14 protein-coding genes are annotated in these 16,014 nt (G+C 41.9%); 5 read left to right on the top strand and 9 right to left on the bottom strand.

The genetic code is table 11. The features are described from left to right. Positions 1–15 precede the first annotated feature (15 nt). On the bottom strand, positions 16–438 hold the full coding sequence (locus CDG79_RS01495; RefSeq protein WP_094339904.1) for a lysozyme inhibitor LprI family protein: 423 nt from the start codon (positions 436–438) through the stop codon (positions 16–18). A 260-nt stretch (positions 439–698) separates the two neighbouring features. On the opposite strand from CDG79_RS01495, the gene CDG79_RS01490 reads away from it, so the two are divergent. Together CDG79_RS01490 and CDG79_RS01485 are read left to right on the top strand one after the other, a co-directional pair. After that, positions 699–1,670 carry a YegS/Rv2252/BmrU family lipid kinase gene (locus CDG79_RS01490; RefSeq protein ID WP_094339901.1) on the top strand — a complete coding sequence of 324 codons (972 nt, stop codon included), beginning with the start codon at positions 699–701 and terminating at the stop codon, positions 1,668–1,670. A gap of 184 nt (positions 1,671–1,854) precedes the next feature. Beyond that, on the top strand, positions 1,855–3,417 hold the full coding sequence (locus CDG79_RS01485) for a metallophosphoesterase family protein (RefSeq protein ID WP_094339899.1): 1,563 nt from the start codon (positions 1,855–1,857) through the stop codon (positions 3,415–3,417). Between the two features lie 123 nt (positions 3,418–3,540). Here CDG79_RS01485 and CDG79_RS01480 read toward each other — a convergent pair whose 3' ends face one another. From CDG79_RS01480 to CDG79_RS01465, 4 genes are all read right to left on the bottom strand, one after another. Next, positions 3,541–3,948 carry a hypothetical protein gene (locus tag CDG79_RS01480; protein WP_094339897.1) on the bottom strand — a complete coding sequence of 136 codons (408 nt, stop codon included), beginning with the start codon at positions 3,946–3,948 and terminating at the stop codon, positions 3,541–3,543. 244 nt (positions 3,949–4,192) lie between these two features. After that, positions 4,193–4,627 (bottom strand): CAAD domain-containing protein, encoded by a 435-nt coding sequence (locus CDG79_RS01475; RefSeq protein WP_094339895.1) that lies wholly within the window; start codon positions 4,625–4,627, stop codon positions 4,193–4,195. A 200-nt stretch (positions 4,628–4,827) separates the two neighbouring features. Beyond that, positions 4,828–5,289 carry a BON domain-containing protein gene (locus CDG79_RS01470; protein WP_094339892.1) on the bottom strand — a complete coding sequence of 154 codons (462 nt, stop codon included), beginning with the start codon at positions 5,287–5,289 and terminating at the stop codon, positions 4,828–4,830. Positions 5,290–5,424: 135 nt separating this feature from the next. Beyond that, on the bottom strand, positions 5,425–6,702 hold the full coding sequence (locus CDG79_RS01465; RefSeq protein WP_094339890.1) for a histidine kinase: 1,278 nt from the start codon (positions 6,700–6,702) through the stop codon (positions 5,425–5,427). 525 nt (positions 6,703–7,227) lie between these two features. Between CDG79_RS01465 and CDG79_RS01460 the strand changes: the two genes are divergently transcribed. Both CDG79_RS01460 and CDG79_RS01455 read left to right on the top strand, forming a co-directional pair. Beyond that, entirely contained in the window at positions 7,228–10,365 is a 3,138-nt protein-coding gene (locus tag CDG79_RS01460) for an MFS transporter (RefSeq protein WP_442946156.1), read from the top strand. A 115-nt stretch (positions 10,366–10,480) separates the two neighbouring features. Continuing rightward, positions 10,481–10,969, top strand: a complete 489-nt coding sequence (locus CDG79_RS01455; protein WP_094339884.1) for a molybdenum cofactor biosynthesis protein MoaE — start codon at positions 10,481–10,483, stop codon at positions 10,967–10,969. A gap of 346 nt (positions 10,970–11,315) precedes the next feature. Here CDG79_RS01455 and CDG79_RS01445 read toward each other — a convergent pair whose 3' ends face one another. Further along, complete coding sequence (locus CDG79_RS01445) at positions 11,316–12,149, bottom strand: hypothetical protein (RefSeq protein ID WP_094339880.1); 834 nt, start codon at positions 12,147–12,149, stop codon at positions 11,316–11,318. Positions 12,150–12,630: 481 nt separating this feature from the next. On the opposite strand from CDG79_RS01445, the gene CDG79_RS01440 reads away from it, so the two are divergent. Continuing rightward, positions 12,631–12,951: a hypothetical protein gene (locus tag CDG79_RS01440; protein ID WP_094339878.1), complete on the top strand. Its 321-nt coding sequence runs from the start codon at positions 12,631–12,633 to the stop codon at positions 12,949–12,951. A gap of 42 nt (positions 12,952–12,993) precedes the next feature. Here the strand turns inward: CDG79_RS01440 and CDG79_RS01435 are convergent, their stop codons facing one another. The 3 genes from CDG79_RS01435 to CDG79_RS01425 form a co-directional block, all read right to left on the bottom strand. After that, entirely contained in the window at positions 12,994–13,317 is a 324-nt protein-coding gene (locus CDG79_RS01435; protein WP_094339875.1) for a DUF2103 domain-containing protein, read from the bottom strand. 5 nt (positions 13,318–13,322) lie between these two features. Further along, positions 13,323–13,649, bottom strand: a complete 327-nt coding sequence (gene clpS, locus CDG79_RS01430) for an ATP-dependent Clp protease adapter ClpS (protein ID WP_094339873.1) — start codon at positions 13,647–13,649, stop codon at positions 13,323–13,325. 131 nt (positions 13,650–13,780) lie between these two features. After that, the gene (locus tag CDG79_RS01425; RefSeq protein ID WP_094339870.1) at positions 13,781–15,811 is read right to left on the bottom strand and encodes an FAD-dependent oxidoreductase; all 2,031 of its coding nucleotides are present in this window, start codon (positions 15,809–15,811) and stop codon (positions 13,781–13,783) included. Between the last annotated feature and the right edge of the window lie 203 nt (positions 15,812–16,014).

Below are 16,014 nucleotides of genomic sequence, written 5' to 3'. Positions count from 1 at the left end.
TGCGTGTCCTTTAATTTAAGAATCGGATTTGAGATATTCCTGTAATTGCTTGGTACGCAATTTTGTGGTATTTTCCAGACAACCAAAATAAATGGTAGGAGCAATACTTCCTCCCTCATATTTGCTTCTTTCAAACTCACAATTGGCATCTCGAAACTTTACCCATACTACCTGTGCAGCAATCAATTTCTGTTTCCTAGAGTTTTCTAAGGTAGGTAGCAATTGTTTATAAGCTTGATTTAGTTTCTTATCTGCATTCTGATAAGATAATCTAGCGCATTCATTAATTGCTACTTGAGTTTGAGGATTATTACAGTTGAATTTTTGAACTAACCGCATCTGGGGTAAAGCAGGTGTTGTACCTGCCATTGTCATCGCAGGGGTATCTAAACTGCTGAGAGTTAGCATACTTGCCAAAACTAGTAATAATTGACGCATGGCAAAAATTTTATTGTTTAAGTATTTGAGGGAGGCATGAGGCAGAAGGCTGGAAGGATCTTAAACCCAAGACTCCTCCCACCTCCTGCCTTCATTGATAAAATATACCAGTGGTGATGAATATTTGTGTATATTAAGATGCAGGAGATTGACAATTTGTTACAAAATATAATCTAGCCGCTAGAAGGAAGTCGAAATTTTACGAAAATGCTAAAAATAATTTGGTATTTTAGCGATCTTAAGTTAAGCTTTTATATTTTATGAATCGTTCCGCCTGCCTTATTTTCAATCCAGTTGCGGGTCAGGGAGACCCAGACCAAGAATTAGCAGAAATTCGGGCAATATTAGAGCCAGATATTGACCTAGATATTTATTTAACAACTGAAGAAATCGATGCCGACCAATTAGCTTATGCAGCTGTAGGGCGAGGAGTAGATGCAATCATTGCTTCGGGTGGAGATGGGACTCTCTCGGCTGCGGCGGCGGCTGTAGTTGGTACTGATATTGCATTTGGCATCATTTCCAGAGGAACAGCAAACGCTTTTGCCACAGCTTTAGGAATTCCTGACACGATCGCAGGTGCGTGTAACACAATTTTACACGGAGGAACCCGCAATGTAGACGTAGCTTATTGCAACGATCGCCCGATGGTACTCTTAGCAGGTATTGGCTTTGAAGCTGAAACTGTAGAATTGGCAGACCGGGATGCCAAGAATCGCTTCGGAATGATGGCCTACGTTTTCGCTGGAATTCAGCAACTGAGAAACTTAAAAAACTTTGATGTTGAAATTGAAACAGAAGACAGGATAATTAAAACTAGCGCCTGTGCAGTAACAGTTGCAAATGCCGCGCCTCCGACTTCAGTCTTAGCTCAGGGGCCAGCAGGTCTGATTTATGATGATGGGTTACTAGATTTAACGATTGTCGCTCCAGTTAATAAGGCAGGAGCGATCGCTGCTACATTCCATCTATTCCAAACGGCTTCTACAGGTAACGCCGTAGAGCGGGATGATATTGGTTTTCTGCGAGCCAAACAATTTAAAATTACGACTGAGCCACCACAAAAAGTTGTTCTAGATGGTGAAATAGTCGGCACAACACCAGTAGAAATTAAGTGTGTACCAGCAGGATTGAAGATTTTTGTGCCATTAGTAGAAGAAGTTGAGCCTACCGAAAAATTAGAGGGACTCCCTAATTTGACTATTGAGATGAAAGACACAGCAGAGGAATGAGGGGATTGGGGAAGGTGGGGCCCCCTCTGGGGATAAGGGGTAATGGGAATTGGGAATTGAGAATTGGGAATTGGGAATTGAGCAGTAATAATCAATAGTTCTTCTTCCCCTACTCCCTGCTCCCCTGCTCCCCTGCTCCCTGCTCCCTACTCCCCTACTATTCAAGATTCAGGAGTATGTTGCATTGAAACTTGTATCAGATCCAGCGATCGCTAACAAAATTCGTAAAATGAATCAGCGAGTAAAGTGGCAAGATCCGTTGATTGTGGAACGGAACATCGACCAAACTCGCCTGGTGTTGGAGGATGGACAAACAGATAATCCTGAGTTCTCATTTTTAGTTGTAGGTGATAGTGGTTCTGGTAGGCATCGGGGACACAATCCCCAGCGACAGGTTGCTGAACTCATGTTGCCCCATCACGACGAATCCCGGTTTATGCTGCATACCGGAGATGTAATCTATTTGGTGGGGTCGAGTGAATACTATCAGCAAAATTTCATCGAACCTTACCGAGAGTTTCTCTTGGGCGGAGAGCATCCGAAACGGATTGCTTATGACCAGATGACTTTTAAACTGCCAATTTTACCAGTACCGGGAAATCACGATTACTATAACTTGCCCATTTTATTGAGCTTGGCCTCTCTAACAACATTACCGATTCGTCGCCTATTGCGATCGCGGTTAGACTTAGATGTAGCCTTACATGGATCGGGAACTGGTGAGGCTTACGCACGGGCTTTTCTAGACTATCTTAAGGCGTTGCAGCTTCCGGGAGAGCTAACTAGCCATTTAGATAAGTACTACACAGGTAAGACAGATACAGGTCGTTGTTTGAAGTACGAACCTGGGCATTTTACCCGTCTTCCCAATCGCTACTACACTTTTCGCTATGGCGGGATTGATTTCTTTGCCTTAGATTCTAATACATTTAACGATCCGCCACCCCTGCCTAAAACAAAACAAGGTGATGCCGATCGCAAAATCTTAGAAAAGCGTCGGGAAGATTTAGAGCAAGAAAAGCAGCAAATCATTGAAACCTCAGCCAAGCTTCGTCCTGAAAACCCAATTGAAGCCGACCAATTAGACGACTTCCACGCCAAGCTATCGCAAATCGAAGAAATTATTGTTGATATCAAGAAGCAATTAGCCAGTGACAAAACAATGCAGACTGATATCGAACAATTAGACTGGCTCAAGCAAAGATTAATTGAATCTTGGAATAATTCAGAAATTCGGGGAAGGGTGATTTATTTCCATCATCCTCCTTACGTAACTGAGGCGACAAAATGGGAGCAAGCACAAACTTTGATCGTTCGCGATCACTTCCGTGGTGTGTTGGATGCAGTAGCTAAAGAAATAGGTTCCTTAAATCAGGGCCGTCCTTTGGTTGATTTGGTATTAAACGGTCACGCCCACTGCTTGGAACACCTTGAGACAATGGATACAGGACACGCTGATGCTCATATCCACTGGCTTGTTTGTGGTGGAAGCGGGTTTAGTTTGCGCCGCCAACGGATTGAGGGAGCAGATTTGATGGAGACTTTTGGGAATGAAAATAGATTAGTGGCGCGATCGCATCTCTTCATTGGTCGCAACGGTCAAGGTTCTCTGAAGCGACGACCTTATTCAGGTTTACGTATTGATGTTAAAGGCGATGGACAGCCTAAGTTTATTGTCCGTCCTTTGGTTGCCGAATGGCATCAGCGACAATGGCATAATAGTGAACTCGAACCGTTGATTATTTAGTGTTAAACCTCTGGAAATATTAGCCCATAAAAGTAGAGACGCAATGATTGCGTCTCTACATAAATACCTATTTATTTCGCCTAATTACGTGTGATTGCACCTAGTAAAAAGGATTGGTGTTAATTAAATTACTCCTGGGCCTCTACCGCGTTTGTCACCCTTGTCGGTTAACTTACCTTCTTCGTCTTGATTAACTTCTCCGAGTTCTTCAATACGTGCTGCCTTTTCCTCAGCTGCTTGTTTGCGTGCATCACCGGGTTCTTCGTAGTACATTTCCGGTTCAATTGCATAATTATTAGACAAACCTTCTTTGTCCACAGTATAGCCGTCAGTGGTGCGTATACTTTCTGAATCGGTTTGATCGTCAGTAGGTGCGTCTGCTTCCCCTTCTTCTGTGGGGAGTGTTTTGTACTTATCTCCTTCTCTTTCCATTCGAGCAGCAGTTTCAGCTGGGATAATGCCGCGATCGTATGTATTTGATTCAGCTCTATCGGATGAATCTATATCTCTCTTAACTGCTTCATTAGCCATAATTTATGTCCTCGTTAAAAAATCTATTGAATAACTTCAAAACCTAGATTAGGCTGTTTTTAATCTCAAATCTACTATCTTTAGAAGTGATTTAAAGGTTAAGTATAACGCTATCTTCTCTCTCTTTGGATATAAATACTCATAGTTACCAATATTAGGAAAGGGGCTTAATGCTCTTATCTTAAGCCCCTGATTAAGGTTAAGCAAAGTTCCACCATCCTGTCTAAGCTTAATGGTTGGAAATTTATTCGCCCAGAAATTGTTTTTTTAGAAATTGAATTTCATCGGCTAATTCTTGCCGAGTTGAAACCTTCAATAAATAACGGGAAATAAACCAACTAGCGTAACCAATTCCAACTAATTCAAATAGCAGTGATAGTAGTGGAATATCATTGATTGCATCCAATAGTGTTAATACTATTTTTGCTGTAACAATTGCTGCCCAAATTAAAGCAAAAGTTATTATAGGCTGTTTATATTCCTTAAAAAAGCTACCTAAATATTCGGGTAATTGCTCTAAAAAGTGAGAAACTTGCCTACCAATTTGCTGCCATTGAGATTCAGGTTCAGGTGCTGGTGGTAGTTTTGGTAAGTTTTCAGTATCAACACCTTTAATTGCTAGCGTACCTTGTGATAAGGAGGTGTTGATAGATTCACGTTGCTGTTGTCCGGTTTCCATAGTTTTTATTCGCGGTAACTACAATAGTTTGTGTAATTGAACTGAGCATCAATAAATATAATTATTAAGATCGTCAGTTTTTAATTCTTAGTAATCAGCAAGTGATAAGTATAACTAACTGACTACTAAGACTGAGCAGGAGCATTTAGATTTATTTTCTTTTCGTCTACCTACTCACTTGGATTTATTCGCTAGTTGCCTTAGTTTTTTGGCGGGACAACAGTTGCTTTAACAACTACAGTTTTGACACCTTTGATTTGCTTAGATAAAGGTTCAATTTTAGCCAACTCTTTCTGATTGCTCACAGTTCCCCCGACAGTAACAATTCCATCACCTGAAGCATTAACTGTTAGTTGACTCTTGGGGATGTTAGCTTCTAATTTGGAGCGAACTTCACTTGATAAGTCTCCTTTGGCTCGTTGTGTATCGCCACCAGTTGTATTATTGCGCTGTTCGCGGGCGCGAATATCAGCATCAAGTTGTTTTCTGCGAACTTCACTTTGCGCGTCTTGTTGAGAAGCTTGTGTTATTTTTGCAGTTGGTGTTTGGGGAGCCTCATTAGGATTATTGGGTGCAGATTCACTTGTTTTAGAAGCGTTATCACAAGCAGCAACACCAAAAACTAAAAGACCGCTAATTAAGAAGGGGGTAAGCTTTTGCATAGGTTTAATTTGCAATCGAAAGTGAAATTTGTTGATATTTACGGCTGAAGGGAGGAGCAAGTTTTTTAAGTCAGGAGCAAAGTTTTAAAATTCTTGCTCCTGCAATTTTGGGGAATGAGTGACAGCTACTTTGAATTAAAGTACTTCGTCACGACGGTCAACAATGACTACAGAAGGATCGTCTCGATCGGTTTGTGTTGAGTAACTGGTGCCACTATTAACGGCTGCTGTGTCGTGATGCGTTACCCGGTCTAAACCTGGGCGATGTTCGCTAATTTCAGTGGCATCATAGATCGCAAACTCCTCAATCCCCCGATGTTTGAGAATCTTTTCAGCTTGGTGGATTTCAGCTTCCGTACCATCGATAATTACCAAGTAGTCGCCTTTTTGGAAGCGATCGCTATAAACTCGCGCTCTATCTTCAGGAATTCCTAAGCCAACGAGTGCGCCAACAATACTCCCAGCTGCTGCACCGATCGCACCACCAGCTAAGGTTGTCGCCAAAGCTGTTGCTACTGCGCCACCAGCAATCACAGGCCCGATTCCAGGAATTGCTAAAGTTCCAAGTCCAACTAATAAGCCAGTCAAGCCACCTACGACTCCGCCTGTAGCTGCTCCAGCTTTTGCACCATCGTCAGCTTTATTACCTGTACCAACGTTTCTATCTACATCTACACCAGCGATTCCCTGACCGTTTGCATCTTTGGCTATGATGGAGACTCTACTTAAAGGAAAACCTGCATCTCGTAATTCTGTAAGTGCTGTTTCCGCATCTCGGCGATGAGAAAAGACTCCAATCGCGCGTCTTGCAACACCACTATCAGCGACATTAACATTAGGGGTTGGAGCAACATAATCAGCATTTCTAGCATCTGGGTTGTCATAAATACCAAACTCTTCGACACCCTGCTGATGGAGAATTGCTTCTGCTCTAGCGATTTCTGTATCTGTGCCATCAAGGATAACTAAATAGTGTCCTCGTCTCACACGTTCGTCGTAGACTCTGGCTCGTTCTTCAGGAATTCCTAAACCAATTAATGCACCGATCAAACTACCTGCTACTGCACCAATACCAGCGCCAGCGAGAGTTGTAGCTAGGGTAGTTGCTGCGGCTCCAGCCAGCATAATTGGCCCAATTCCAGGAATTGCCAAAGTTCCAAGACCGACTAATAAACCAGTTAATCCGCCCAAAGCACCGCCTGTGGCTGCTCCGACTTTAGCACCTTCGTCGGATTTATCACCGACGCGATCGCGCACTTCGGCTCCAGCAATATCATCTTTGTCTCCATCTTGCGTAATGACAGAGACTCTGTTCATGTCAAAACCGACTTTTTTTAATTCATGTAACGCGTGTTCGACATCTCGACGATTAGAGAATACACCTACACCACGTTTATGTACGCCCACAACCATTATCTTTTCTCCTCAGCAAAAATAAATTATTCAACAAATTTATAGCTTGTAATACCCTTATTAATGCATGTTTTTGTTTTTATTTCATCAATCGCTTGGAAGAATTTTTGTCTCTATCATTAGACATAGGTGTTTTTATCTAAATGAGTAAACAAATCTCAAACATAAAATATTTTTTCTAAAAGTTTAGATATCAATCATCCTAGGTTGAAATATTTTTGCTAAATATTGATACAAAAGGTATTATTTTCTACCGTTCAGCACCGTTAATCATCTATTTCTAACCTGCTGTGTACATAGATGCAATTAATAAGTTTATAAAAATTACTTTTATCTAAAAATACTTCTTTTCTAGAAGGCAACAAAAATTGGAAAAAGGATAACAAAGCATTTGTTATTTGAAAATACAACTTTTGGCAAAAAAAACTATTACCTAAGAAAGTGTCAGCTTTTATAACTGATAATTAAGCTGATAATTAAAGCCATTTGCTAAATGGGTATTTAATTTAGTGCAAGTGAGAAAATATGATGTTTCAAGGTTTTTTAAGTATATTGGGATGTAACTGGTTGCCTTTTGGGTTAGTGCCGATAACTTTAGCTCAGGATGTACTAACTCCAGAAGAAGCATCAGTTCTTTTTTCTGGGCCTAAATTCTTGGTGGCATTGGTAGCTGGGGTTTTGATGGCATTTGCCTTTCAATTATTATTGACAAACTTTTCAGTTGCTGTCGGAATTTCATCTTGGGAAATTGGCTCAGATTCCGATGATGAGTCCGAAAGTTTGGGTAAGACAATTCGTAAAGGTCAAGCTAAAGTTGGTACTTGGGCGTTAATAACGGTTAGTATTGCATTATTTATTGCTTGTTTTTTAGCAGTAAAACTTAGCTTAATCGAAAGTGCATTTTTAGGTGCAATTATTGGTGTAGTCATCTGGTCTACCTATTTTTCATTAGTAATTTGGTTGGGTTCATCAGCAGTAGGTTCTTTAATTGGTTCTATTTCTAATACTGTAACTTCTGGTTTTCAAGCTCTGATGGGTACAGCAACTGCTGGTATCGGTGCTAATGCTGCGAAAAAACAGTTAGTTTCTACGGCTGAAGATATTACAGCCGCAGTCCGACGGGAATTAACTTCAGGTTTTGATGCTGAAGGAATTAAAAATACGCTCCAAAGTTCTTTAAGTTCTCTGCAATTGCCAAAGCTGGATATTAAAGAAATTCGCACCAAATTTGACCAGCTTCTTAAAGATACAGATTTGCAATCTGTTGCTAACAGCGACCTATTAAAAAACATCGATCGCCAAACATTTATTGATTTAATCAGCAGTCGCACAGATTTATCTAAAGAAGATATCAATGGCATTGCTGACCAATTTCAAGGTGCTTGGCAACAAGCTTTGAATCGTCAAAATCCCACAGAACAAGTAATTAATTTACTTAAATCTGCTACTCCTGAAGAACTTAATTCCGAGCAATTGGGCGAACGACTTCAACAACTGGTTACATTTGGAGGCGGTAATGGCAATGGTGTAATTAAGCAAGCTATTCGATACGGTTTGAGCGCTGCTGCACCAGCCGTTTTGGAGCGGATCAACCTTTCTGATATTGATGTCAGCAAAATTACAACTCAGTTGCAAAAGCTGAAGGAAAAAGTTCAGGATGTCGATGTCGATCGAGTCACAGAACAATTTCAAAAGTTTAGAGAGCAAGCAACTGAGCAAGTATCTGCAAAATTGCCAATATCACTTGAAAACGCGATTAAAGCAGATGTCGAAGACTACATATTGCATTCGTTCCCTTGGCACTTTAACCGAATTACCCTCGTAGATGAATTTAAAGAAGTTATCTATGACGTAAATGCAGATCCGACAACTGTCAGACGGGAGTTGGAAGAAATCAATCAAGAATATTTCACTAACTTGCTAAAGCAGCGAGGCGATTTGGGTGAAGCCAGAGTGAAAGAAATTTCCGAACAAATGGAAAGCGATCGCCTGGAAGTTTTAGAGACTGTAAAACAGGCCGAAACGCGAGAAAAAGGGCAAGATTTCCGCACGCGCATCGAAGATTATCTGCGTTCGACGGGGAAAGAAGAACTCAACCCTGAAGGTATTGAACGAGACTTTGCCAAGTTGGTGGAAGATCCACAAGCTGGTTTTGAAGATTTAACTAGCCGCTTCGGACAATTTGACCGCGATACTTTTGTACAATTGCTCAGTCAGCGTCAAGATATCAGCGAAGAGGAAGCTAATAATATTGTTAGTCAACTCGAACGCAACCGTGATAATGTCTTGAATCGCGCTAGAGAATTGCAAGAACAAGCAAAAGCGAAAGCCGATGAACTGCGCCAAAAAGTTGAAGACTATCTACGGAATACTAATAAAGACGAACTCAATCCCGAAGGCATCAAACGTGAGTTTAAAGTTTTACTAGACGATCCGCAAGCTGGAATTAGCCTTTTAACTTCGCGCCTAGCGCAATTTGACCGCGATACACTGGTACAATTGCTCAGTCAGCGCCAAGATTTGAGCGAAGAACAGGTAAATCAAACTCTCGATCAGCTAGAATCAGTCCGAGATAGTATTTTGCAAGTACCGCAACAGGCGAAAGAACAGTACGAAAAAACTACAAAAGCGATCGCAGAATATCTCCGCAATACCAACTTGGAAGAACTCGATCCAGAAGGTATTAGAAGCGATTTGGAAAAATTACTCGACGATCCTAAAGCCGGAGCCTTAGCACTGCGCGATCGCTTATCTAATGTCGATCGAGAAACCTTGGTTAAACTTGTCAGTCAGCGCGGAGACTTGAGCCAAGAGGAAGTTAATCAGATCATCGATCGCGCCCAAGATGCCATTGGTGATATTATCAGAGCGCCAAAACGTTTAGCAAAACGTACCACTCAAGTAGCTTTAGATTTTGAAGCCAATCTTGAAGAATATCTGCGTAATACCAACAAAGACGAACTCAATCCTGAAGGAATCAAACGCGATTTACAATTGCTGCTGTCTTCTCCCCGCGCTGGAATTGGGAATTTAAGCGATCGCGCCTCGAAATTCGATCGTTCGACAATTGTGGCGCTATTATCCCAACGTGAGGATATCTCAGAAGAAGAAGCTAACCGAATTGTGGATCAAATTGATTCAGTTCGCAGTTCCATTGTCGAACAGTTTCAGCAGATCCAGGAAAGGGTACAATCAGTGCTGGATGGAGTTTTTGCCAAAGTTCGCAACTATCTTAACTCCCTGGATCGTTCCGAACTCAACTATGAAGGCATTAAGCAAGACTTTTCCAAAGTATTCGACGATCCGCAAGCTGGATTTGAAGCATTGCGCGATCGCCTCAGTGAATTCGATCGTGACACCTTAGTTGCTGTCATCAGTTCTCGCCAGGATATCTCTGAGGCAGACGCTAATCGCATTATCGATCAAATAGAATCAGCGCGGGATGGCGTATTACAACGAGCCGAACGCATCCAGAAAGAAACCCAAAAACGTTTGAAAGCGATCCAACATCAAGCTAAAAAGCAAGCTGAAGAAAGCAAAAAAACCGTTGCGAATGCTGCTTGGTGGATATTTGGGACAGCTATAACTTCCCTTGCAGCTAGTGCGATCGCTGGTGCGATCGCTGGTGCGATCGCTGTTACAGGGATACCTCTACCTCGTTAAAATATCTCCCTCATCAGGAATTTTGAAAAAATACAAAGTGGTATTCATTTCTAAAGAATGAATACCACTTTTTTTTAGAGACAATAGTAAAAGTCTACATAATAAAAACGCAGTTATGACAACTACACTTACCTCTGTTGTTAAACCAAGAGCCGAAGATAGTTTTGCTATTACCTTTGCGCCATTGTCTCTTGAAGAAATCTATGCCAAGTCTGAAGATCCAGGCAACGGTGCTGTGGTTTTGATGAGTGGCGTAGTTCGCAATAAAACCGATGGTAAACCTGTCATTGCTCTAGAATATCAAGCTTATGAACCTATGGCATTGCAGATATTTTATCAAATTGCTGCTGATATTCGCTTATCTACGCCTGATGTGAATCGGGTAGTGATTCATCATCGCACCGGACGTTTGCAAGTTGGAGAAATTAGCGTTTTAGTAGCAGTGGGTTGTCCTCATCGAAGTGAGGCGTTTGAAGCTTGCCAATATGCTATTGACACTCTCAAACACAATGCACCTATATGGAAAAAAGAACATTGGGAAGATGGTTCTAGCCGTTGGGTGAGTATTGCTGCTTGCGAACAGTTGGGAGAAAATTGTTTTTAGTACAGTTTTAGTTTTGCATAATTAAGCGTAGCGTTTTTAATGCAGGGGGATACATTGGCATTGTATCGGGACGCATTGGCATTGCAGAGGGATGCATTAACATTGCAGGGGCACGCATTAACATTGTATTGGGATGCATTAGCATTGCAGGGGCACGCATTGGCATTGCAGAGGGATGCATTAACATTGCAGGGGCACGCATTAACATTGTATTAGGATGCATTAGCATTGCAAGGTATTGCCAAATTTAATTCGCTACGAATTAATGAAATGCTGTACTTAGCAATTTCGCAAAATGCGCCGCTATCAATGTACAACAGTCCCTGTTCCTCTTGTTGCAAGTCTCTTATTTACAGTAATCTTTGGCGCTTTGAGTGGAATTAACGCTTACTTGTGACCATTCTCTAATCACGAATTCACTTAAACCGACGTGGGGCGATCGCTTGGCATCGAGGCTTTGCCAATCACTTTGACTTCCCCAGTCATAAGTGTATCCTAGTTGTGTCCACGGATAATGGACAACGGTAGTTGATGAGTCACTTGGTGAACCATAGCGGCTCTTAAATTGCTGGGTAAACCAATCTTGATAGCTAGTTGAGATTGATTCAAAGGCGTTAGGTACAGGAAATTCCACTTCTGCTTCACGATCGCTAATGTTAGGATCTCGACTAGGACGAAAGAGCGATCGCGGTTCCACCCAAAGTTCAACTATATATCTGTTTGTAGTTGCGGAGTCTGGAGGTAAACCCAATAGTTGGTTCAGTCGATACTCTAAAGATATTGGGCTAGTAGTACGGTAAGTTTTGCAGAATTTTTGTAAGTCTGGAACAGCCGTAACCCATAAATCGCGTGATAAAAGCATCACCTTACCCAAATTATCTGCATATCCAGGAAAGCTTGTCCAAGCTACTACTAAAACCCGGCTTTTGTCCCATTTAAGATCGGAGTTATACGAAACAATCGGAGTCAGATTTCGATAAATTTTACGAGGTTCGGCAATTTTTGCATCCTCTACTGCATCTAGATAAGCTTGTGGTAAGGGCGATCGCTCGGAAGTATTTCCTCTTGTTGATTGTGCTAGAGATGCAGAATTTAACAAGGCTGCGGTAAGACCGATCAGAATAGCAGCATAAGGGAAAACTCGCTTTTTAGTGCGATCGCTAGCCGGAACTAAATTCATCTTCTTTTTTAAGATTTGGGAGATTTAAAGATAAATATGGCGATCGCCAAGCAGCAAACTTCAGAAGATGTAGTTAGCCATATCTTGCACCTAGCCCTGGCGATTAGAAATCGCGGCTATACAAACTTTCGTCCGCCTACGCGGACTAATACAAAATCAAGGTTTTCAACCCGCGCAGGCGGGTAAAGCCTCGTGTAGCCGCGACTTCGAGTCGCCTGGTGCAAGATATCAGGTTAGCGATCGCTTGTTGAACTCCAGAATGGATATTTTTTGTTCAGCCATTCCTACTGGAATATAAGACAAATTATTTTAAACTCTAAGAAAATTATTAAATAATATTTATATTTGCAAAACAACAATTTTTGTTGCATTTGTTTACATAATCTGCATTGCTCTATTGAGGTTTGTAAATAATTTGTATTTCTGCAAGGAATATTCCTTTAGACTGATCTTTAACCGAAAAATGTGGGAATAAACACAAATGCATTCGTTAAATATATTTTGTCACGAATCTGTAGTTGCTGTTTCCTTTGTAGCTTGCATTCTTGGACTGGTGTTACTGTGGGATAGTAAGCAACAAAAAAGTGATGTGGAAGAAACAGAGGTGATTCTGTTTAGAATGAGCTTTACTTATTGGCTAGTTTATTGTGTAGCTTTTGGCATAGAGAAAATAATTTTACCCGAATGGGAATCTGTAGTTATGACTTTGAAAATAACTACTGCTCTGTCATATTTCTTAACTTTTTCGTGCATTCTTAGTCTGCCACTACACAAATTTGCAGTCCACCGTGTTGAAGAATAGACATTGGGAATTGGGCATTGGGAATTGGGAATTGGGGATGATTTAAGATTTCATTGCGATCGCTAATGCTGCTTCCAGTTCTGACTGTGCCAAAGGGGTCAAAATAAACACCTCTTGTACCGTTTTTCCCTGCCGTGCAATGACTTTATAGCCACCGCGAATCGGTACAGAGATCCGCAGTTGCATTTTTGGACAATGACCTCTCGATCGCCCAATCACTCCTGGCGTTACAGTTTGGATGCCATGTTGTTGACAAAGACGTTCTAAAATTGGGATAAGACCAGAAAGGTGTGTCGAGTGATTCCAAACTAGTCTGGCAGCTTTTTGTGAAGTCGCCCGGAGTGAATCTGCGGTGGGTTTGCCCATAATAATTAAGCTGCTTCTAGAGGTGCCATTGTCAAACCTGCTCGGCGCAGCTGCTGGTGATAGAGTTCCGCAGGTTCTTGAGGGCCGACCCAAACGATCGCTTGACCTTCATAGTGTACCTGATTAGTCAGATCCCACGCGCGATCGCCACTCATCCCTGGAATATATTTCATCAAACATTCAGACACATGTTGGAATGTATTAAAATCATCGTTTAATACAATCACTTTGTAATTGGGATAAGTCTTACGGATAACTTGACTAGACCGTTCAGGAGCTATAGTTGGTGCTGTGGCCATCCCGTAAATATCTGCTGAAAGTGTCGTAATCATAAAACAATTGGTCAATAATATTTTACAAAACTACAACTAACTAGTTTAGTGCATTGTCAGTTGTCATTTGTCCTTTGTCATTTGTTCAAAATTCAATGACAAATGACCAATGACAAATGACCAATGACTATCTACCGCCAATTATCCCAGTTTTCGTTAAAAATGGATGTATCGGGGAAGGCGGTGGGGTTGCCATTTTGTTGCAAAAGCCTTTTGAGTGCTTCTAGTTGTGGCTCTTGTTTGGGTAAGTTATCGACTAGTTGGTAGGGTGCGATCGCATTTTTGATGGCAAAACTAGCAACAGTTCCCGCAGCAGCGCCAGACGACCATTCAAAGGAATGGACTCTATAGGCAGCAGCCGCAATATGACTAGTAGCAATGCTTTTGCCTCCTACTAATAAATTATCAATTTTCTGGGGAATCATAGCCCTGAGAGCAATTTGGAAGGGATAAGCAAGGCCAGCACCCCGCCTTTCACCTGGATGTTCTGTATTACCAGGGGCTTCTGGGGGACTATTCACCATACAAGGATGGAAATCTATAGCATAGTGACCAATACCTACAGCATCGGGGAAAATAGTAGAACGAGTCCTTCGCATTGCTTTCTCTGGTGAAACTTTGCCATCAATTACTGATACAGCTTCCAAACCTGCAAGTGCTGCTCGTAGCCTCCGATACATATCTGCTGGTAGAGTCTTGGAGTAATATTCATCACTGTAATTTCGGCGAGAAATATCAATTTCCCAAATACCAAAGCCATCAGGTTGTCCCCAACTAGGGCGGCCAATGATGCGCCGTCCTTCACGCATGTAGGGATATTTCGATAAGCCATGCACTGTCCCCATTGGAGAATTTAGCCCGGAAACAAAGCGGTTATTGCTTTGCTGCTGCTTCACGCCATCCCCCAGTTGAGAATCTGTAGTCCCAGCTACCAACCAATAATAGAAAGAGATGGCATTTTCCTCAGCTTTGCGGAGGGTTTCTGTCCGCAGTCCTCCCATCCAGCCACCTGGGTTTAACTGCCCAGTAGCTTGTAACTGCTGTCGAGTGTAAATCAGGTTATCTTGGGCTGTTCCAGGGCGATAGTCGTTACCCCAAGTCCAGTTTTGCATCGAGATATCCCCTGGTGTAGGAGCATCAAAACTTACACCACCGAATTTTGCAGGTTTCCCTTTGTTTGGACTCCAAATGCGACGATAGGTGAAAACTAAATCAAAATTAGCCAGTCGCGTTAATTCATAGCTAAAATATGGAGCGTATTGTGAATAAAATGGGGGCATTGTCTGCGGTTGCGGTTCCTTAGTTGCCTCCATTGCAAAGGTGTAGGTAAAACCTTGAGGGCAATAAGGATCGTTGTTGGTGCTGGAAGCCGAAGGTTCCAGGTAGGAACGGGCATCAATGCCTAATCTATAGGGGACATCAGCTAGTGCAATAATTTCTCCGGTTTCGCTCGCATCTACGACGTACCACTTAGGAGCATCCCCTTTCCCTACCTTGGGGACGAAACGGAGAATAGTTTTGGTAAACCGAGATGAATTTTCATAGCTATAAGAATCTTCAATACTTTGAGATAAAGTATAGGTATTGAGAGGTGGTGCGCCTTTGGGTGGTTGATGTTGAATAGCGATCGCACTATTAATTATTTTCCCATTAGTAGTAATTTCCAAATCCTTAATTACCGTGTTGGGAAACCATTGCAACTTCCCCTTACCCTCTTTCTCGGCATCTTTGAGCATCTGGGCTAAAATAGCGTGAGCATCGCGGGGAAGAAAGCAGGATTCACTTACCCAACAATCACCGGGGTTAAGTTTGCCATATTTGCGCCCAATCCGGTTTCGCAATTCCAGATAGCCGCGAGAATAGAATTTGAGAGCGCGTTGGGTTGGGCGTTCGTCTAACGCAGATGTCCCTTGAGAAGAGATTTGTCCTCCCAGCCAGTCAGTAATTTCCGTCAGACAAACCGTTCGTCCTGCTAGCAACCCCTCGTAAGCTGTGGCGACACCAGATAGTCCACCACCCACAACTAAAATTTCGCAATTGACACTTTTATCTGGGGTTCTGGGTGGTGTGGCATTTGCAGAATCAAATGCAACTAAGGTAGATATTAAACTGAGACCGATCAGCGATGTTAAGCTATAAGCTACTTTGTGTCTGTGCTTCATGGTTAAAAAACCGCTCCAAATCCTGTGTCACCTTGTAGAAGGTAGCATCCAGGAAATGTTCATCACAAGTTGATCGGAGTAAATATATTTAAATATAAGTTTTATACCTAAAATACTGAGTATGTATGCTAAATTTACCCTGAAGTTATCAAATTCATTACTTCCCATTGAAGGTAATCCTTCATTTAAAGGATTTTTTTAAC

The organism is Nostoc sp. 'Peltigera membranacea cyanobiont' 232 (assembly GCF_002245985.1).
Lineage (GTDB): Bacteria > Cyanobacteriota > Cyanobacteriia > Cyanobacteriales > Nostocaceae > Nostoc.
The sequence above is the reverse complement of the archived record's forward strand: the minus strand, read 5'-3'. Positions and strand labels throughout refer to the sequence as shown.